Raw genomic sequence first — 22,375 nt, 5'->3', positions numbered from 1 at the left:
TCGCCACCGCGAGTTTCCGCGCCCGTGCCTCGATACCGGCGAACCGCTCCGTCGCCTCGGCGACGCGTTTGAGCGCCACATCGCGGATCGTCCTGCCCAGCGGACGGTCCTTCTTGGCCAGCTGGTGTTCCGGCGCGTTGTCCAGCTCCTGTTCGACGGCGGCGATGACGCCGTGCCCGACCAGCAACAGGCCGGCGATGGTCGGGACGGCACCGCGCACGTAGGTGTTCGTGGCCGCCGCCGCGCAGGTGTTCATGAAGTGCTGCTCGTCGTGACCGGTGCCCATGAACAACGCGTCGGTCAACGCGACGGGGTTGTCGAGCAGCGCGCGGAACAGCGGATCGTTCTGCAGCGTGACACGGGCTTCCGCGGTAAAATTCGTCAGTCCCAGCCGGGCCAGCCGCTGCGGCAGCCCCTGCCCTGGCCGGTAGTCGATCCCCTGCACTGTCGACTTGTCGGCGGCGAACGGGTCGCGGCCGTGCTTCAGGTTCACCGCGAGGTCGCCGAGCACCTGCTGGAGCCGGTCGATCGACAGCGGCTGGACGACCCGGCGGTCGCGCACCGTCGCCAGGCGGAACCGGGAGTTGTCCGGCACGTCCCGTTCGCGGGCCGGCACCAGCGACGCCGCCAGCACCGCGTCGTTCACCAGCGACCGCACCATCGCCCGCGTCCCCGGGTCGGTGACCCGGTGCAGATTCCGGTCGATCTCGGTCAGCGAGCCGGAGATCTCGAGCGAGCCGAGCACCGCGCCGGTGTGGTTCTCCAGCCGCCCTCCCTCGGCGATCCGCGACAACTCCTCCAGCCGGGTCCCCAGATCGCCGGTCGCCAAATTCGGGAGCCCGCCGAAGACATCGCCGTACCGCTCCGCGAACTCGTCCGCCGACCGGGTGCCGGGCGGTGCCGAGGCGCCGAAGGGCATGGAGTCGGGGATGAACCGCTTGATCGAGCGCGCGCCGGTCGCCACGTCCACGACGCGATATCCGGCGGGCGCCGCGTCGTTGGTCACCACGCCGTTCTGGTCGACGCCCAGGTAGCCCAAGAATTCGCCCGTCTCGTTGACGTCTCCCGTGTCCTCGTCGAGTTCGAAGCGCGTCCATCGGCCGTCACCCGTGACGAGTGGCGTGCCGTTGAGGTCGTAGCCGACGCTGCTCGCCACCACGAGGTCGTGGGAGCTGCCGTGCCCGCTCAGGTTCGGGGTCCCCCACACCAGCGTGTCCGCCGCGAACACGGCGGGCGCCCGTCCCGTCGCCAGGTTGACGCCGCGCAGCACGGCGGGCACGTAGTCGTCGGGGTTGGGCGCGGCCAGTCCGCAGGACACGAACCGGAGTGCGGTGTCGGGCGGCCACCTGCCCTCGTCGTGCAGGCGGGCCAGCAGCGCGGACATCACCTCCGGGGTGATGGGCCTGCCGAGGAATTCCGGTGTCCCGGAGGGGCCGACGTGGGCGACCACGGTGAAGAAGTGGCCGTTCGCCGGAAGACCGCGGACCACGGTTTCCTGCTGCTCCAACGTGGTCACGTCCGCCGAGGGGTCGGCGAGCCAGATCCCCGAATCGCCGTCGAGGTGGACCGCGACGTCCAGCATCGAGTCGACGAACCGGGTCAGCTGCTCCGGGGACAGCGGTTCGGCAGGCGCTTCGGCGGCGGGCTGTGCATCGTCGAGTTCAACGGAGTCACGCACGGCGGCGTAGCCACGGGCCACTCGTTCGATCCGCCAGAGATCCCGCGGCGGGAGCAGCACACCCGGGTCGGGCGACCCGGCGGTGTACAGGCCGTGGTCGTCGTGGATCTGGTTGAGCAGCGGAACGGTCTCCCGAGTTTTCGTCGCGCCGGGTGCCGCCGGGCGGATCAGGCGATGCGGTCTCTTGGCGGGGTCACGATCCTGGAAGACGTAGGCGACCGGCTCGGTCTGGACCATCTCGTACTGGTCTTCGATGCCCAGGAAATGGCCGACCTCGTGCGCGAGCGCGCGCCGGGGCGCGTCCAGTGGCCAGGTGTTCTGGCGCGCCCGGCCGGCAGGGATCACCTTGATGGTGGAATGCGCGTCCTCTTCGACCGCCGTGAACTCGACCCGCACATGCAGCTGGTCACCACTCGGCAACCGGTGACGGTGGTTGAACAGCGCTTCCACACCGCGACGGGTGTCACGGCGCAACCCGTCCTGCTCTTCGGGTGTGCCACCTGCCAGAAAGAACCGGATGGTGTACTCCTGCACCCATCGGCCCCGCACCTTCATCCGCCGCAGGTCGTAGGCGATGTGGCTCCGGACCCCGCCCAGTGACCCGCCGTCGTTTTCGTACGACCGCATCGGCAGGTGGGCGCCGAGCCGGTTCACCGTCACGACGTGGGCGCTCGTCCGGAGGTTTTCCCAGTCCCACGGGTGTACCGGATCGTTCAGCTTGGACCACGCGGCGGCCTCGTCGGCCGGGGTGGCGGTGCTGTGCGCCCAGGTCTTCTCGTCGTCCAGTACCCGAGAGGCAGGCTGGACGGCCGGCGCCGTCAGCGATTCGTCGAAGTCCTCGTCCGGTCTGCCGGGCGGAATCCGTTCGCTCGGCGTGGGTGCGCCGTCCGGATCCCAGTCGACGAAGAACTGGACGCTGCCCGCCAGTGGGCGCATCGCGGGATCGTCGGGCTGCGCGAAGGCCAGCGGACCGGTGCCGACGCCCGGCTGAGTATCCCCGAGGATCCGGCGGACCTCACCCGCCAGCATGTTCGCGATCAGGTCACGCGCGTCCGCGTCCCCGTCGTCCACCACGACCCGCACGACGGGCATCGCGGCGTTCCGCGCGCGCGACCTCGTGACCTGACGAGCCAGCTCCCTCGCGAACTCCGTGGTGTCGCTCTGCTGCTGTGCCGCGTTCGGGCCCGGCGCCAGGTGGTACACGAGTTCCGGCCTGCGTTCGGTCCGCTGCGGTGTCCCGAAGAACAGCGTCGGCGAGGCGGATTTCAGCCGCAAGGGCAGCAGTCGGTCGAGCAGGGCGATGTCCTCGGCTTCCAACGAGAGCGGCCCCTGCCCCCCGACCGTCACCCCGAGCAGTTCCAGCAGCCGCCTGGCGACGTCGTCGTCGGTCAGCTGACCGGTGAGATGCCGGTCCGCCTGCCACGGGCCGCCGACGTCGCCAACGGTGAAGGTGAATTCCGGCGCCGGAGAGACGTCGTCGATCTCGAAGCGGAATTGCGACCCGTCCGGCAACAGGTAGCCCGCGTTGAGCAGGTTCTGCGCCGCGGTGATCCGGTCCCAGGCGTCGTGGACCTCCGACGGCAGCACACCGAGCAGCGGCATCACCGTGAGCTTCGCGGTGAACTCGGTGATCCACTGACTGCCGATGTGCACGGAGGCCGGGGGCGGGCCGGGGACCACTTCGTACAGCGGAACCTGGATCCGCCGGACCTCGATCGCCGGGCCCAGCACATCCGGCCCGGAGGACGACGGTTCGCCGAGGGTGAGGGTGCGCAGTTCGGTCGCGAACCGCTCGGCATGAGCGACCGGGTGCCCCTTGGCGATCAGTTCGTCGCGGGCGGCCAGCCACCGTTGGTGCGCACGCACCCGCGACGGGCTCCCCGGGCCGGCGACGCGCACGGTCTCGACCTGAGCGTTGCCGCGCAGCCACGGATCGGGAACTTCGGCCCAGAACCGCGGATCCGGCCGGTGATCGACGTTCTGCCGCAACCACGTGGTGTGGTCGGCGAGTTCGGCCCGCAGTGCGGCGAGCCTGCCTCGCAGCCGCACGAGCTCGTCGGCGAGCGCCACCGCTCGCGCGTCCGGGGCAGGCGACACCACCGGCCCGACGGCGGCTGGCAGGGCGGCCAGCTGCTGCTCCTCCGCGGCGACCGCGGCCCGCCACAGTGTGGTTTCGAGTTCGAAAAGCCTTGCCCGGCGCTCGATCCGGCTCCGTAGCGTGGCGCTCAGCCGTTCCTCCGCGCGCGCGACCAGATCAGCCGCCACTTTACGAGCGGCGACCGCGTCATCGCGGTCCCATTCACTTTTCAGCCGCACGCGGCCGAAGCGAGGATCGGGGGAAAGCCGTTGGGTCTCCGAAGCCACGACCTGGGACTGCTCCGCCCGCCGCTCCCCGGCCATGAGCAGGCGCAGGTCCTGGTATGCGAGTCCGAGTTCCGCGCGGCCCGCCGTGATCTCGGCGGTGAGCCGGGCGATGTCGTCCCGCACGGCCTCGACCGTCTCGGCCGTGGGCACCGCCGGAACCGGATGCTCGAACGTCCACCCGGCCAGCGTCCGCGAAACCCTGGCGAGCTTGAGCTCCGTGTCGGTGATGGCCACGTTCAGGTCGACCCTGGTCAGGTACCGGCCGTCGCCGCCGGACACCGCGGCGGCGCGGAACGCCGTCGTGGCGGCGGAGAGCGTGGCTTCCCGCCGGTACTCCCCCAGCGACGAACGCTCGGTACCGGCGGTGACCGTGAGCAGTGCGCGGGCGGCGGAGGGAAGGACGACGTCGTGCCGTGCCCCGGAGGCCTGCCTGCCATCGGTGAGTGTCCGGACGAGGGACGCCAATTCGGGCCGGGCGGCGAGGAAACCCAGCGCGGCGTTCCAGATCAGCTCCGGCCGCGGATGTTTCCCGACGGCTTCCTCGACCAACGTCAGATGCAGGTCACCGGCACGGTCACGCAGTCCGCGCACCAAGGTCTGCACGATCTTCTTGGTCAGCTCCGCGGTGGCGGCCCGATCATGCGGCGTCGCGCCGGTAACGGACTCCGGCAGACCGCCGTCGCTCTTCGTGATCCCGGGAATTCCCGGATAGTCCGTAATTCCGTTCTGGTAGCCCAGTTTCGTGCTCAGACCGACGAGCGCGCCGGGGCCGGTGCGAAGGTCGACCGAGTCGCGACCGCCCTGACCCGCCACGATGCCGATGGCGGCCGAGAGCTGTTCTCGGGGCGGCTTGCCGTGGTTTTCGCGGATCTCGTCCAGGTAGAGCCGCGCGAACGGATGACCCTTCGGCATCACGAACGCCGAATTCCCGCCTGCATCGTCGGTGATGACACCGAAAGCCGGTTTCGACGCGGCCTGTTCGCCGAAGCTCCATTCGTCGCCGATCCGGTTGCCGCCATCGGTGTAGACGCCACCGAACCGGTGGAGAACCTCCATCCGCAGGATGTCACTCGCGGCGGCGTAGCCGACGGCCGCCTGCTTGACGGACTCCACCCGGTAAAGGTCGTGCAGGTGCATCGGCGACTCGGTGGTGAACACCTCGTCCACATTGACCAGACGAATGTCGTTGCCCTCGGCCCATTCCAGCATCGCGCGCACGTCGGCGAGCGGGTCGGGGCGGCCCGCCGCGGGTGCGGGTGTCGCGCGGGCGGCGTCGAACCGGCCGCGAGGGACGTCGGTCCACAACACCACCCGCCGCTCGCCACCGTGAACCCGGCCGGCCTTGCCGAACTCGGCCAAGAAGCCCGCGTCACGCAGCGGACCGCCGAGCCACACCGCGTGCAGGATCGACGGCAGCTCGGTCACCTTCGGCAGCGGCGCGACCGTGCCCGGAGCCCATTCACCGAGCTCGTCGTCAGGGCGCTCGGTCCGGATGACCCCGGCCGGATCATCGGGCAGCCCCGCCGGATCCATGGACCCGGCCGTCGGCGACGGACCCGACGCCATGTCCAGCCGATCGAAGAACGCGAACGACTTCCCCGCCGCCAAGGTCGAAAAGTCGTGTCCCGCCAGGAAATCCGGCGGCGGCGGCGCGAGCAAACCGAAGAGGTCCGGGCCCGGCAGCGCCGAAGCCGCCAGGTCCGCGGCGAGCTCGTCGACCGACTCGTAGTCGGTGTTCTCCTCCCCGATGCCGGTCGTCTCGGGCAGGCCACCGTCGTCCACCCCCGCGAACGTGTGGTCCACCGGGACGGCGAAATCGAACGCCACGACGTCGATGTCGTCGTCCGTCGTGTCCTCAGTGGCGGCGGTGGCAGCGGCGAGCGCGGTCACGTCGACCGACCGGCGGTTCCGGAACGCCGGAGTGCCACGACGTTCGAGCAGTCCACGCCGCGGCCCGCCGGTCATCTCCTGTACGACCGTCACGCGGTCGCCGACCGGGTGTGCCGCCAGGAGTTCCGTGATCCGGTCGGCGACCGCGGCGACCCGTTCCCGGCCACGACGGCTCGCCGCCGACGGGACCGGATTGTTCCCGGTCCGGCCCACGACCTGGATCTCCAGCGTCCCGCCGAGCAAGGCGCGGCCCACGACGCTGTCGACCAGCCCGCCGAGGTCGCCCTCCGTCGTCGCGGTCAAGGCCGCCGACTCGGGAGCGAACTCGACACGGTGCCTGGCAACGGTTTCCCGTCCGGCCGGCTCTTGGTCGCCTGCCCCGCCGATCAGCCGGGGACGTTCCCTCTCCGAGGACGCGTGCCAGTTTTGATACGCCCTGTCCAGCCGCCGCGGCTCGTTGCCCCAGGCGCGGAGATCGGCGGTCGCGCGCTCGACGCGGTCCCGTGCCGCGCGGAGCGTGCTCTTTGACGCCGGGAGACGCTCGCCGTCACGGGAGCTTCCGCCGCCGCCCTCCGCGAGCCGGGCCGTCAACTCCGCGTGCGCGACCTCCGCCCGGCCGAGTTCCTGGCGGGCGGCGAGGAGGTTCGCCCACGCCTCGCCCCGCGTCCCCGGGAAGCCGGGAACCGCCGTCCGGGCGGGATCCGGGCCGGGGTGCCCGTTCGCGTCATCGTCGAGGATCTGCCGCCGCTGGGCGGCGTCCCGCTGCCAGGCCTCGGTGAGGGTGCCGCCGATCGAGGCCGCCGACACGTGCACGGTCCGGCGAGCCTGGAACGCGGGGGTCCCGCTCCGGTCGAGCAAGCCACGTCCTGGCCCGTCGGTGACCTTCTCTACGATCGTCACGTCGTCGCTGACGGCGCGCTCGGTCAGCAATCGGCCGATCCGGCCCGCGACCGCGGCCACCCGCTCGTTCCCTCGTCGCGCCGAGGACCGCACCGGGTTGTTGCCCGGCCGTCCCTCGACCCGGACCTCCACCGTCCGGCCGGATCGGAGACTTCCGGCCACCTTGTCCACCAGCTCGACCAGGCGAGCGTCCATTTCCGCGGTCAGCTCGGCGCTCTCGGCGGCGAATTTCACGCTGGCCCGGGGATCGGGGCCCGGTTCACTGTGGACGGACGGCTCCGGGGCCAGGTCGGGCGCGGGCGCCATCGTCACCGGCTCGGTGTACTCGTCGCCGGACGATTCCACCGAGTGTCCCGGGAAGTTCAGCAGACCCCAGACGGCGTCCGGCAGCGTGACCGCCCGCGACCCGGCGCCGTCCCGCCGTTGGAACGTGATCGACCGGACCTGGTCCGCCAGCTCCGGACTGTCGGCGATGAACTTCAGCGCCGCGTGCCATACGAGACCCGGATCCGGGTGCTCGTTCACGACCGCTTCGACGGCGTTGAGGTGCAGGTCGCCGTCTCGCTCACGCAGTCCGTCGGCGAGGGCCCGGACGACGTTCTTGGTCAGTTCGGCGGTCTGTTCCCGTCCGCCCGCGCTCTCGACCGTTCCCGTGAAATGAGGATTCGGGACGAATTCGCCGAGGACACCGTCTTCGATGAGGTGCACACCCCGGATGAACCGCCGGTCGATCCCGCCGGGGAAGGCGATTTCCTCCTCGTGCTCGTACAAGTCGCTGCGCGCGTCGCTCTGGTTCACGTCGACCCCGCCGGGAGCCGCGATCTCGTACCGGTACCGATAGCGCCCGGAAGGGGCGTCGGGAGCCTCGTGCAGGTTCGCCAACCTGGTCGTGGACACGTAGATCGTCGGTTTGTCCGCCAGGATCCGGCCGACCAGATCGTTGTCCCGCGTGTGCAGGGGCGGGAATCCCGTTTCCCAGATCTCTTCCGGAGGCTGGGGGGCGTACCGGTACAGCGGCTCGTCCGAGGTCCGCCACAGGGCGTAGCACATCTCGAGATAGCCGACGTCGACGAACACGTCCTTGTCCGCCGCCGCCGCGAGCAGCACCTCCGGATCCTTCGGGCATCGCGGTGCGGCGGCGGGCGGCGTGGCTTGAGTGTCCATAAAGGACGGATCGGTGAGCAGGCCGGCCACCAGCTCGTCCGCCGTGGTGTAGTCGTCATCGGGCATCGTGGGGAAGCCCGGTGCCGTCGGGGTGAGTTCCGCGACCGGCTCGACCTCACGGAGGTGGATCGTCGTCTGACCGTGCCACTCGGCGGCCTTGGAGACCTCGGTGACGAGGTAGGTCAAGCCGGGCGGCAGGACGCTGACCTCGGCGCCGTCGCTGTCGTGCCCTGTCACGGCGGGGCCGTCGATGACGAACGTGACGTTGCCCGATCGCCCCCCGGTGACCAGCATCGTCGGCTCGACGATCGTCCCGCCCGGCCAGTACGCGGCCAGCTCGGCGGCCGACCGCCACGTGGTCACCGTGATCTCGCTCCGCGCCGTGGCGTCTTCCCCGGCTCGTCGCCGTGATCGCACGACCTGGTCGCGGTACGCCCGGGTGTCGCGGGTCGCGAGGTCCGACGCCAGTTCCGGCGCCTCCCTGATCATCTTGGCCAGCGCGAGCCGGTCTTCGATGCCGTCCCGCTCCGGCCCCGGCCCGGTGGACCCCGCGAACGGCGGGGCGATACGGGTGGGCGTGGCCTCGACCTGACGCAACTCCACGTGCAGCTCGTCGCCGACCTCCGCGACCTTGAGCACCTCGAACGCCGTCCCCGGCGGGAGCAGCACCTCGCGTTCGCTGGAGCGGTTGGACGCCGACGAGATGGACGCACCGTCGTGGACGAGCGCGCTGACGACGACCTTCCGTTCCGGGAACAGCCGCTTCCCGCCTTGCATGGCCCGGAAGAAGCTCGGGTCGGCGTACCGCTCGCCGACCTTGAACAGCTCCTTGGCGGCCGCCACCGGCAGGCTCATCACCCGCGTCACCGATCCGGTGTGGCGAGCGGGGAAACGGGTCACCGCGGACGACAGCAGCCGGGTCAGCGACGCCGCGTACTTCGGGCTTTCCGCGTTCGTCAGGTAGTTGTCGATGGCGCTGTACTGCGTGTGCGAGTAGGCGCGGATGGCGGCCAGTTCCGCGACACCCGTCGATGCCAGATGCGGATGTTCCTTCAGGACCCCTGGAACCTGCTCCAGGTACTCGGCCATCTCCGGCCGGGCGCGGAACTCCCGCTCGTCTTCGGCCGTGGCCAGGAAACCCGGCTCTCGCTCGGTGCTTCGCGGAGGCGGCGGCGACGGCCGGGGATCGTCGCCGACGAGGGAACGGGTGCGGTCCCAGAGCAGGTGGAGGTTGCGTGGTTCGAGGACGACGTCGGGGGTCGTGACCGGCGCCGCGGTCATCAGCCCCGGCCCGGTGGCGACCCGGCCCGCGCCGTCGACGTGCTGGAAGACGGGAGTGTCCCTGGTACCGCCCAGTGAATCGACGAAGTACTCGTCGTACAGGCCGAGGAAGTGCCCGATCTCGTGCGCGAACTGGACCTCGGTCCCGTCCGACGGCCAGTGCCGCTGATCGACGGGAGTGCCCGGTACGGTGACGAAGACCTCGCCGTGCGCGTCCTCGCGGTCGGTGAACTCCACCTCCACCAGCAGTTGGTCGCCGTCAGGGAGCCGGTGACCCTGATTGAAGTAAGTGTCCACAGAGGACTCGACCTTGGCCTTGAAGGCCGCGGTGTCCACTTCGGACCGTCCAGGGTCGTCCAGCCTCAGCCGGACAGTGTGCAGCCGCACCCGCGTGGGTGGCTCGCCGTCACGGGCGACCTCGAACCGGCGCAGGTCGTAGCCGATCGTCGCCTGCCACGGCCGTTTCTTCCGGCTCAGCCCACCGTCTTCGGACCGGACACGGACAGCCGGGGTCTGCCGGACGGACTCGAGAACGTCCTGGCGGGACACCGGGTTCGTGACGACGTGATCGACGGTCACGGCCGGATCCGCCGTCTGCCACCAGATCCGTCGCGCGTCTTCCCGCGACCACGACCTGCCTGCCGGGCGGGCCACCGGACGACGCGGTGCCCCGCCGACCGCGATCCGCAGCTCCGGATCGGCGGGCACCGGCGCGGCGAGCAGCAGCGCGACCGCGCCCGACCCGTCGCCGGTGAGCGCCCGCATGGCGGTACCCCACCGGTCGCCGAGCGCCGCCAGCTCGTCGTGCGAGGCGTTCGTGTTCTCCAGCGCCCGTCCCGCGTTCTCGACGGCCGCCAGTTCGGTCACCACGTCCAGGTCGGCCGTCCCCAGCCGCCGGACGACCGCACCGCGCACCCTGGTCAGGGTCGCCGACGGCGGGACACCGTTCTCGTCCAGCGCCGCCGCCGCGAACGCCGCCGGAAGACCGCCTGCCGCGGTGAACAGCGCGTCGGCCAGCGCCTCCGGGTCGGTCAGCAGATCCTGGAACAGCGGATCGTCGCACAGGGCCCCGGCCACGGCCGGCGGGGTGTCCATCAGGACGAGTTCGACCAGCCTGCGCGGCAACGGGGCGTTCCGGTCGTAGTCGAGACCGTGCCACGGGGAACCCGCATCGGTGAACGGGTCTCGTCCACTGTGGAGGATCGCGGCGACCTCGGTCAGCATCCGCTGGACTCGTTGTGGTGAAAGCGGTTCCAGAGCCGTGTCGCGCGTCGGCACCGTCGCGGACAGCAGTACGGCGTCGTTCGCCAGCGCCCGCGCCCGGCGTGCGCGCAGCTTCAGCAGCGACTTCTCCGCGGCCGACGCCGCCACATCGGCCTGTGCGTCCACCGCCGCGAGCGCGTCGTTCAGCCGGATCAACGAGTCACCGAACCGGGGACCGGAAGGCAACGAGAGGTCACCCGTGCCCGCCAGCCTGGAGAACTCGGCAAGCGCGGTGTCGAAGTCGTTGTCGGACAAGCGGAAATGCGGCAGGTCGGCGGTGCTCGCGTGGTAGCCCGCCACGATGCTCGCGGCGGGCACCGGGTCGGCGCGACGCGGCTGGGCGGCCGGGGCGGGCGCGGTGGGGAACGGCACATCGGACGGCCGGGCCGTGATGTGCGACGAATGGCGGCGGAGCGTGCGCTCGAGATCGGTCGGCCCCTGCACCCATCGGCCCGCGTTGGGAGCGGGTGCCCCGAAGACGGCCGAGTACACGTCCTGCACGAAGGTCGTGCAGTTGCTGCTCATCAGCTTGTACTGCCGGTCCGAGAGAGCGATCACCCGCTCCAGCCCACGGATGATGTCGTTCGCGCTCGCCAGGTATTCGGCGCTGTACGTGGTGGGCTTGTCGCGCGCCCGGCCCGCGTAGACCGTGCCCGGTACCGTCGCCCACGGCGGCGAGGGAGGATTCTCCGGCGCGAAGTCGATGAGTGTTTCGCCGCCGAAGGGGTCGTGGATCTCGATCCACGCGTGGCCGGTGTACTGAACACTCAGGTCTCGGTGCCGGGTTTTCACCAGGAACCGGAAGACCGGCCGATCCGCGTTCAAGAGCCGCATCCGGTCGAGGGCGTCGAGAAGATCGGACGTCATGAGGTACTGCGTAGCCGTACGTTGCCGCACCTGCGTTCCCGGCACCCGGTCGTTCAGCCAGCTCTTGACCGTCATCCCGGCCGGGATCGTGCCGTCCGCCGGTGGTGTCCGCACGAAACCGAGGGTCGCCGACTCGGCTCTCGTGTCGTCCTGCTGGGACCGGGTCACGACGCGCAGGTGACCGAGGTCGACGCCGTGGTCCGCCTCGGCCGCCCGCAGGACGGTGTTCAGCGCGGCCGCCAGGCTCCGCTCCCGGCGCTCGGCCAGAGCGGTGTCCTGCCCGCGCTTCACGACGATCTCGATCCGTGCACCGGCAGGCGGCGGAGTGCCCATCTCGTCCACGACCGAACGCACGAACCTCCGCAGCTCACCGAGGGCGACTCCCTCGACGGCATCCGCGCCGGAGGTGAAGAGAACGTCCACGTACGGGTCCAGCGGGCCGATGTCGGCCGTCGGCCCGGCGGCACCGATCATCTCGCGCAGCCGTTTGCCGAGGTCGCCGGGCCCGGTCGCCAGCCAGCCCGCCGACGGGGCGGGCTCGCCGGAGACGCGTTCGACCAGCCCCCGGGCGAAATGCATCGCGTTGAACGAGAGTGTCCGGTGCTCGACCCCGAGATGGCGCAGCGAATGATCCAAGGCCAGCACCGCGTCCTCGGCCGAGATCCACACCTCGTAGCTCGCGGCGGCGGTGTGGCCGACGTCCTGGAACCGCACTCCCGTCCGGTGGAAGCCGATCGCTTCGTTGTCGTGGCCCGGCAACACGAACTCGACCCAGGCGTGGCCCCGGGCACCGACGAGCTGGGCGCGCCTCGGCGCCGGAGTGCCGGGATCGACCGACAGCCGCATCAGAATCGTCTGCACCCGCGACGTACCGACCTGACGGTGCAGCTCGATGCAGGCGACCAGCGGGGACGACGCCCAGAGGTCCGCGGGTTGACCGAACAGCGTCGCCTTCCGGGAAAGCCAGGACGTCACCGTTTCGCCAGGCTGGAACCCGAGCTGAGGAACGGTGTCGTCGGCGTTCTCGACGAGCGCCATGGTCACGCTGCGCCGCCGCGCCGCCGGGTCGGCCGAGACCAGCGGCGGGACGCTGTTCCGGTCGGCGGCGACGGGGACGATCGTCAAGGGTGACCCGGTCAGCAGCGGCCGCAGCACCTCCGCCACCGCGTTCGCCCTGGCGAGTGCCGTGTCGGAGCCGCCGACGAGTGCGTTGCCATGGCCGGTGAGCCGGATGGAGGGCTGTGCCTGCGGGTTGCGCGACACGATCGCGTCGGCCGCCGCGGATGCCCACGCGGCGAATCGCTCGGCCGCTGACTGGGCGTCCGCGTCCAGTACCCGTGACCTCTTGGCGAAGCTGACCACGGTGTCAACGACCGGAGCACTCGCCTCCGTGGTGTCAACGGCCGGAATGATCGGCTCGTCCACCTCGTGCGGGTGTTCGGCGATCTCGACGAACACGCCTTCCTTGTCCACGTTGATGTCGGCGAGCACGGGGACGAGGTTGATCGTCTCGGTGGGCGCGAAAACAGTCCTGTGGTAGCCCCGCTCCCGCAGCACCCGGCGGAAGTCGTAGCCACCTCCGCCCGGCTCGTTGCGCTTGCCGGATTCACAGGCCAGCAACACGATCGGCGCCTCGGGCCGGTCCTCGATCGCCTGCCGGAAACCGGCGTCGTCGAGGACCAGCTCTGCGAGGACGCCACCCTCGACTCGGACGGGGAGGGTGCGGCCTGCCAGCTTGATCTTGAACTTTTCGGGACCGGAATGCAGGTAGACGAAGATCGGCTGCCTGGCGGCGTCCTCGGTAGCCCAAGGGGCCTGCCGGGTGACCGACTTGACCGGCTGCGCTGCCGACGGAACCGGCTGTGCTTCCGGCGACTGCGCAGGAGCTGGAATGAGGACGTTGTACTCCCGGACGGGCCGGGTCGTGCTCCTCGACGCCCACATATTGGCGACGCGCTCGTCGCCTTTCTTGCTGGGGAACGAAGTCCCGACGACCTCGTTGTTCGCGCCCGTCATGGCCACGGACGCGGCTTCGTCAAGCCGGAAGTTCGTCGGCCGGTCGCGGAAGCCCAGCGCGACGAATTCCTGCGGCTGCTCACTTCCCTCGGCCGGAATCTGTTCCGATTCGGTGGTGTTCGGTACCTCGGGCTCAGCGGGCGCGGCCACCTCGGCCGTGGGCCGGTTCGGGACGGGCCTGGTCGACGGCCTCGTCTCGGCGTCGCGAGTCGCCTGGAAATCACCCGTCGGCGTCAGGACGACACGGACCGGACGGCTGCCGGCGGGACCGAAATCGGTGTCCTCGCCGTCCTCGCCCAGCACGTGCAGCCGGACGTCCAGCACTTCGGCGACCTCCTCGGCGGTCGCGTTCCGCAAGGTCGCCCCGAGCGCCCTCAGCTCCGCTTGCCGCGTCGGCGAACCCGGCGCGACGGTGGCGGCGATGGCCGCCACCAGATTCCCGGTGACCGGCTCGCCGCCGACCGGCACGACCGCTTTCCCCAGCCGGGTCAAGGCATCCCGCTGTTCGCTGGTGAGACCGGTGTGCACTGGCGTGGCGACGCGACGGGTCGCCAGGAAGTCGGCCGAAGACGACAGGACCACGCGCACCGGATCGCCGTAGGCGGGGCCGAGGCGGATCGTCGTCCCGCGTTCGGTCAGCACCCGCAACCGGACGTCCAGCGCGAAGGCCACCTCCTTCGGCGTGGCGTGGCGCAGAGACGCTCCGAGGTCCCGCAATTCCTTTTGACGCGAAGGGGAATCGGGCGCCGACGTCTGGACGATCGCCTCGACCAGATTCGACGCGACGGTGTCACCACCGACCTGGACGACCTCACGGCGCTCCCGGGTCAGGGTTTCCCGCTGGACATCGGTGAGTCCGGGGCCCTGCTCGGTCTCGACGGGTCGCGGGACACCGGGGAGCGCGTCCTGCCCGGGGTCGGCGAGGCGGGCCCCCGGCCCCAGCTGGCTCCGCAGGACGTGCTGGATCATCCAGGTGTGGCGAGGCAGCAGCTTCGGTGTCACACCGGGTTTGACGACGTCGGCGCCCATGACGCTGCCGTCGCCGGTGACGACACCGGAGGTGCCGTCGTCCTCGCGGCTCAGGAAGACCCGGTCCCGGTCGTGTTCCTCGTCGGCGGCTCCGAGGTAGTGCAGCAGTTCGTGGGCCAGTTCCTCCTGCGTGGCGTCGGATCGCCAGGTGGTCTGGGTCGTGCGTTCGTCGTCACGGACGACCACGTCGTACGCGCGGTACCGGAGCGCCCCGTCGTCGTCGGTGAGCCGGTCGTCGGTGAACTCGACGCGGACGTGCAACTGGTCGCCGTTCGGCAGGCCGTAGCGCTTGTTGACCAGTGCCTCGATGCCGGCGCGGGCCCGCTCGCGCAGCCGCGCGAGCTGTTCGCCGGTGACACCGGGGCCGGGCACGAGGTTGATCGGCACGGTGAACTCGGCGACGCCGCGTCCGCCGACCTCGAACCGGCTGACGCCGTACCGGATCACCCCGTCGTACCGTTTGGCGTCCTCAGTGAGCAGCGTGGTCAGCACGTCGGCGGTCTCGGTCGACACCGCCCGCCTCGGCGTCGTCGCCCGCTTCGGCTCCCATTGCGCCGGGTCGAGCGGATTCGCCACGGTGAACCAGGGCGCGTCGGTGGCCCGGCTGTGCCGCCACGCCTCGTCCTCGGGAGACCGCGGCAATGCCGCCAGCCGGGTGAACTCGGCGTCCAGCGCGCCCTTCGCCAGCCACCACGCGTCTTGTTTCGTGTCGGCGAAATCGAGCCACGCCGCTTGCAGGACCGCCTGGGACGCGGCCACTTCGTCGGTCGCGGCGGCGCGCTGCTCCCGGGCCTCCGTGACGGCGGCGTCCGCGTCGGCCAGCGTCTGCCGCTGCTCCTGGAGGACGTCCCGGTACAGGTTCCGGCGCTGCTTCGCCTCGGCACGGTCCCGGGTCAGCGTCTGTACTTCGTCGTACGCCATGAGCCTGGCGTCCAAGCCGTCGGCGACGTCGAGGCGCTGCTTGGCCGCGGCGAGTTCGGACGAGAGCACCTGGAACGTCCGGGCCGCGTCCCGCGCGCCACGGGCGAGGTCGTCGAGATCGGTCTCCAGACCGGACCGCAGGGCCTCGGCGGCGTCGTCGGCCGCGGTCACCCGGTCGAGCTGAAGTCGCGCGGCTTCGGCGAGGGTTTCGGCCTCCCGCAAGGCTTTCTCGGTCTCGCGGGCGAAACTGTGGTGCCGTTCCTCCAGTGTGCCGGGACGCCGGACCCGCGCCGCGTCGACCGTGGCGCGCCAGTCGATGCCGACACCGAGTTGCTTGACCAGCTGCTCGGCCTGGTAGCGATGGCGTTCCGCGCCGACCTCGGCGTCCCGCCAGGCCTTCGCCGTCCTGGCGACCCTCGCCTGACGTGACTTCAGTACGCGCGGCACCTTCTGCCCAGGGAGGTCGGTCAGATCGGCGATCGGCATCCGCACGTCCGCGGAAGCGGGCACCGAGAGGTCCACGACTTCGGTGCGGCCGCCGACCTCGACCACGATCCGGTAGTCCACGTCGAACCGCACCAGCGCGGTGCGGCCGACCGGTTTGAGGTTCGCGATGGCGGACACGGTCGTGCCGTCGACCGTGGCGTCGGCGGGCTCACCTGTCCAGCGCGTCTCCACGCCGCTGACGAGGCCTCCGATGTTGGCCTGTTCGTTGACGGGCATGGCCGAGGGTCCGGCGACGGCCACTTCGCCGACCTCGACCACCTTCCGCTCCGCGGACCGCGCCACCGTCGCGTTCTTCGGGTTCTCCAGGTTGACGCCGTCGCTCAGCGCGACCAGGCGGGGTGTGGTGAGACGCGCGTGCACCTCGACGTTCGCGCGCTTGCCCCGCAGCACGGCCGCTTCGCGCAAGGCCGGCACGGGCAGGCTCGCCGTCGTCATCGACGGCAGGAACGCTTGCAGCACCTGAGGACTCAGTGTCGACCAGAGGGCGTTGATCGTGCCCGTGCCGTAGCCGGTGATCCCGCCGTCCGCGCCGGCCACGGTGAGCGTGTCCCGCACGAGTTCGCGCAGCCGCGCGGCGGCGCGCACGGATTCGACCGACGCCATTTCCGGCAGCTTCGCCACGCTGCCCTGTCGCCATTTCCGCAACGCGGCAGGGGAAGCGTCGTCCGGCGACCGCCGGGACGGCCCGGAATCGTTGTCAGGTAACGGCTTCTTCTTGTCGGCCTTCGTGTCCGCGGTCAGGTTGTCGGCCAGCAGCCGGACGCCGAGTGTCCGCTCGCCGGTCTTGGCGGACGCCACGGTTTCGCCGCCGCGCCGGATCTCGAGCGTGAACTCGATCGGGACGTCGAACCGCGCGGCGGGTCCGGTACCGGTCCGCAGCAGCGTTTCCTGTTTGGAGGCGACCTCGCTGGTGCTGGTCATCTTGATGGCGCCGACACCGCCGGTGATCGCGCCGCCGACCGAAGTCACCGTCGCGCCACCGGGATCGCGGAACTTCTCCTGCCCGCCCGCGCGGAACGCGACCGACCACGACGTGGCCGTACCGTCCGTCGTGGTGGTCCGGATCGCGCGCGCGGTGCTGTGCTCGACGGTCCGGCCGTCGTTGACGACCTCGCGGAACCGCGGCTCGCCAAGGGTGCGCGCGGTCAGCAGCACCTGGTAACCGCTGTCGGTGAACAGTTTCGGCAGATGCGCGTGCAGCGGGATGCCGCCGTCCAGCGCGCTGTCCACCAGCCCCTGCACGCCGTCCGGCGAGACGAGGTCGGTCAGCCTCGCCCAGTTGTTCATCGCGTCGTTCAAGAAGACGCCGGGCAGCAGCGGCACCTTGGCCTCGGCCAGCCGCGCGGACAGCTCCGGCACCAGACCGGACAGGTCGGGCAGCCGCTCGACGGCGCCGAGCCCCAGCGCGCCCGGTTTCCCCGTCGGCAGCGTCAAGGGCGCCGCGAGCCGCTCTTCCCGCACGCGGGCACCCGTCGGCTTGGCGGGCAGAAGACCGTATTCGCGGGCCTGTTCTTCGGTGAGCCACACGAAGGCCGCGCCGGGAAGGTCCACGAACCGGGCGGCGCCCCTGGCGTCGGGGCGCACCACGGCGGTCTGCTGCCGCGACTCCGCGAGCACCGTGAAGGCGATGTCGAACCGCGCCAGCACCCGCGGCGTACCGGCCGCCGTGGTCACGTTGCGGTCGACGGTCGCGGAGATGTCGAGAACGTCGCCCGTGGTGGTCGTCTTCGCCCACGGTTTGCCGGACACGCCACCGGTGCCGGAGCTGTCGGGATCGCCGCTCGCCGAACCGGTCCCCGCCACACCGACGGTCACCGCGGGGCCGCTGCTCTTGCTCTTGCCGCTCTCGAACCGGTAGCCACCCGAGGTGGAACGTTCCGCGCCCGCGTCGTCGGCCACCCGGACGAAGGTGGGGTTGCTCAGCCGCGCGACGACACCCAGCCTGCCGACGCGGTCGGCCAGCCGCCGGGAATAGACGAGGTCGGTGCTCAGCGCACCGCGGGTGAACGACCGCAACGCCGCCTTGATGTTCTGGTTGCTCAGCATCGCCTGGACGCTGGTCCACGCGTCACTGCCGGGAAGGGTGAGCGCGCGGTCGCCGTCCGAGGCCTCCACCAGCGCGTCCATCGCCGCCGCGCTGACGTGCTCGGTGTACACGATGGTCTCCACGCCGACCCATTCGCTCACCTCGGGCCGCGCGAGTGCCTGGAGGTGACCGGTGATCGACCGCGGCGGGTCGAGCGTTCGCACCTTCGGGGCACCGGGCGCGAACCGTGCCGGGTCGGCGGGCAGCGTCACACTGTCCGACATCGACAGGGTGAAGGTCGCCGGGAGCAGGTACTCGTCCGATTCGTCGGGGGTCGTCCAGATCGACCGGACGTCCGGGACCTGGGTCCCCGGCAGACCCGGCAGCAGCTGCCGGACCATCGCCTGCGAACGGGAGAAACCGGTGATGGAGACGACGAACCGGCCCTTGTGCTCGAAGACCTCCGAATCCGGGCTACCGATGTTCAAATAGGTCGATTCGACCACCGGTCCCGCTCCGGTGCGGGTACCGCCGCCACGGCCGTACTTCACCGCGGCCGTCCCCACCGCCCCGAAGGTCACCTTGCCCTCCGGCCCTGCGGTCCAGCCCTTGTTCGACGCGGAGGACGCGCCCAGCGCCGGACCGGACGTGGTGGCGTTGCGGACCACCCGGCCCTTCGTCCGTCCGACATGCTCGGCCGACTTCGACTCCAGCCGGACCGTGACGGTGACGTAGTCCTGCCGGAAAGCTCCTTGGCGTTTGAGCGTCACCGACACCCCGGCGCCCAGCAAAGCGTCCATCCGGTTACGCAAGGCCAACGGGGACAACGCGGCCTGCAACCGGTGCTCGTTGGCCAGCATCTCCAGCGTCCGCGCCGCGTTCGCGGGTTTCGCCGCGACACCGTCCTCTTCGCCGCCCCAGCCGGGCAGCAGATCCGCGTACCGGCCCGCTTTCCGGAGCTTGCCGCGAATCTCCGTGAGCACCTTCTCGGCGCCGTCGAACTCGCCCACCCGCACATTGCCCGCCGCGAGCCCCGACGCCAGATGCGCGGGCGGGAACTTCTTCTCCGACGCCCCCGTGAGCCCGGAACCGGTGCCCTCCGGCACAGGCAGTCCCCGCGCCGCGGCCTCCGCCATCCCCACCCTGGCGTAGACGGCCGCCGTGGTCGTGACTTCCTCACCGTCCAGGCCTTGCACCACGATCGTGGCATCGAACCGGTAGAGCCCGATGTCCCCCTTGAGCTGGATCCCCGACTTCACGGTCGAGGACCGGCCGGACACGGCCGTGTCCACGTTCCGCGAGGAGAAGCCGGTACCGAGACCGCCCGCGACGCGCGCCCCCGCGACACCCGCCCCGTAGCCGAACGCGACCGAGGCGTCGAACCCGCGCCTGGTGGAGGCGGAAAGGGAGGAACTGGTGGTCGCGGACTCGTGCAGCCGCAACTGTGTCTCGGTCGTGGGGCCGACGAGTTCGGCCTTGGTCAGCACGGCCTTCATCCGAACCGCGGCCACCCGTCCGCCGTCCGCGCTGAGCAGCGCGGCCGAACCGACCCAGCCTTCCAGCATGGCGCCGAAGTTCTCGCGCAGGCTCGCGGTCCCGAGGAACGCGCGCAACGCGTCACGGCCCGGGGCACCGAACTCGGTGACCGACCCGTGCAGCAGGCCGGCGGCCTTGGAGAACACCTCCCCCAGGTCGGTGACCGCCTCGGGCACCGGATTCTGGAGTTTGCTCCCAACGTCGGCGTCCAGGTTCTTCGCGGTCAGCCCGGACGGTGGGGTGAGCCGGACCAGATCGTCCGGGACCCGCAGGGTGACCCGGCCCGGAACCTGTTTCGGCCTGCCGATCTCGGCGCCTGCCCGGTCGTGGACGCTGACGGTGAACTCGACGGCCATGGCGACCTGCCGGGAGCCCTCACCGGACCGGATCGCGCGCTGGTCCACAGTGGACATCGCGACGACTTGCGCCGTACCGGGGGCGGCCAGCGCGGCCTTGCCGCCGACCGTGAGATACGGACCGACCGGCGCCTGCACCGTGCCGGTCATCCCGAGGTCACCGGCGTGGAGGACGGCGAGGTTCTCCGCGGTCGACGTGCCGCCCTGGACCGTGAGATCCGCCTTGGTCTTCTCCCGCGGCTCGCTCACCGGGTCGCCGCGCAGGGCGGCCCGCACCCGGATCTCGCGCCAGCCCTTGGCTGTGCGGACGGGGAAGTGCAGACCGCTCAACACCGATTCGAAGTCGTCGCTAACGGCGTTCCCGATCGCGTCGAGCTGATCCGGGGTGGCGCCGGGTACGAGCCGGGCCAGCTCGTCGCGGAGTTCGCCGACCCCTTCGACGTCGAGCACCGGCGCGGACCCGATGGCCTGGCCGTCCGCGAGGAACGGCGGCAGGTCCGCGAGTTTCAGGACCTCCTCGGTCTCGTCGTTCTCGGTGGTCTCGGTGGTCTCGGTGGTCTCGGTGGTCTGCTCGGTCTCGGTGATTTCAGTGACGATCTCGGCCTGCTCGGTGACGAGCGGTTCCGCCTGCGTTTCGACGGGAGCGTCGTTCGCCGGGATTTCGGCGACCGATTCGGTGGTGACGGCGACCCGCTCCGGCTCGATCGTCGTCGTCTCGGTGGTGGTTGTTTCGGTAGTGGTCGTCTCGGCCACTGTTGTTTCGGCCACTGTTGTTTCGGCCACTGTTGTTTCGGCCACTGTTGTTTCGACCTGGACGGGCGCGATCGGCGCGGCCTGGCTTTCCGTGGAAGTGGTGCGCAGCGGGGACGGGCGAGTGCGCGGGCGTTCCTCGTCCGGCTGGGCGGACTTGGCGTCTGAGGTGGTCCGCACGGTCGCGGGCCCGGTCTTCGACTCCGTCGGCTTGACGTCCGCGGTCGTTTTGGCCGCCGAACTCGTCTTGACGTCCGATTTACTGTCCGAAGTGGACTTCGTCTCCGTGGAGGACTTGGCTTCGGGAGCGGCTTTGGCTTCGGGAGTGGCCGTTGTAGTGGTTCCCGTCGGCACCGTGACGGCGTCCGACCCGCTCTTGGTGTCCAGTGAGAGCCCTGCCGGGACGGTGCCGGACGGGCTCCCGCCGTCGAACATGCTCCCGAACTTCTCCTTGATGGAGGTGACCGCCGCGTCGAGCCCCTTCTCCCCGATCCCTTCGATCTTGTGGCTGACGGCCCCGCCGACCACGCCGCCGACGAACCCCATCCCGAACTCTTCCGCGGACACGGAATCGCCGGTGATCGCCGCCATGGCCGCCTGGGTCATCACCCCGGACACGCCCTCGAAAAGGAAAACGGTGCTGAACTCGAAGGCCTTCGCCGCCAGGTTGCCGCCGAGGCGGTCACCCACGTTGCGGGACAGCACATCCGGCACGTCGTCGGCGAACGTGCGCACGACGTCCTTGCCGAGTTTGTCGCTGAACGGATCGAGCACCCGGTGCAGGCTGCCGTTGAACGCCCCCGTTCCGTCGAGGCCGTGTTTGCTCCAGTTGTCCACGAACGTGCGCGCGTAATCGCGGCCGAGTTGCCGGGCCGCGTCGTCGCCGAGGGTCTTGCCGAACGCTTTACCGAAGCGGTCGGCCATCTCGTCGCTGAAACCGTTGACCGACCGCTTCGTGAACGCCGACGCCGGATCGCTGAGCTGCCTGCCCGCCCGGTCGGTCAAGGTCCGGCCGACGTCGCGCAGCCAGTTGTCGGGGAGGTCTCCGCCACCCGGCAGCTTGAGATCCTTGACCAGCTTCATCAGGTCGTCGGTGGCGATCTTGCCGAAGTCCCGGCCCAGCAGCCCGGCGATCTTGCGGCCCAGCTTCTCGCCGAGCTCGCCGACGGCGCCGCCGAGCACCCCGCCGACCGCGCCCGAGATCAGCGTCTGCGTGGTGGCATCGTCGTCCCACTCGGTGCGTTCCTTCTGGAGCCGCTGGACGGCGGCGTCGATGAGCAGCCCGCCGGTGATCCCGATGAACGTCTCGAACACGATCGCCCGTACGAGCATCTTGAACAGGGTGAGCAGATAGCCGCGGGTGAGGGCGTAATGCCAGGTGAGGTTCGCGAGCGACCCCCCGGCGGTGACGGACGCGAGGGCGTACTCCATCGCGATCTCGTAGGCGAGCAGGAAAAGCTGGCCGATCGCGGAATACTTGGCGTACTCGACGTCCAACGCGATCTTGCGGCAGCCGTCGGCGATGCCTTTCGTGCCGGTCGCCAGCTCGTCCATCAGGTTCGGCGAACCGTTGGTGAGCGGCTTCATACTGGCGTCGAACGCCTCACCGGCCTGGGGCATCGACAGCCTCTCGTCGATCCCCCGCTTGACCCGGTGGATCGAATTCGGCAGGTCGGTCAGCTTGCCGGTGAGATCGTCGTAGAGCTCCGCCGACTTGCGGAACTTGTGCTGGTTGGCGGCGGGCCACGAGACGCCGAGCACTTCAAGGAGCGTTCGCGCCCACTCCGGCACGTCGCCGAAGTCGCTGCGATCGACCTTGATGGGCAC

At 70.6% G+C, this 22,375-nt stretch carries 1 protein-coding gene (running past one end of the window); it reads right to left on the bottom strand.

Annotated features, from left to right (window positions below; all coding sequences use genetic code 11):
* Window positions 1-22,375 carry the 5' portion of a hypothetical protein gene (locus tag ACLARN_RS35525; RefSeq protein ID WP_409495850.1) on the bottom strand. Its footprint begins 5,078 nt before the window's first position, so the window shows 22,375 of its 27,453 coding nt (coding positions 1-22,375); the start codon lies at window positions 22,373-22,375; the stop codon falls past the left edge of the window.

This window comes from Amycolatopsis sp. cmx-11-12, assembly GCF_046269425.1.
Taxonomy (GTDB): domain Bacteria; phylum Actinomycetota; class Actinomycetes; order Mycobacteriales; family Pseudonocardiaceae; genus Amycolatopsis.
Note: the sequence above shows the minus strand (reverse complement) of the source record. Positions and strands in the feature narration are given on the sequence as shown.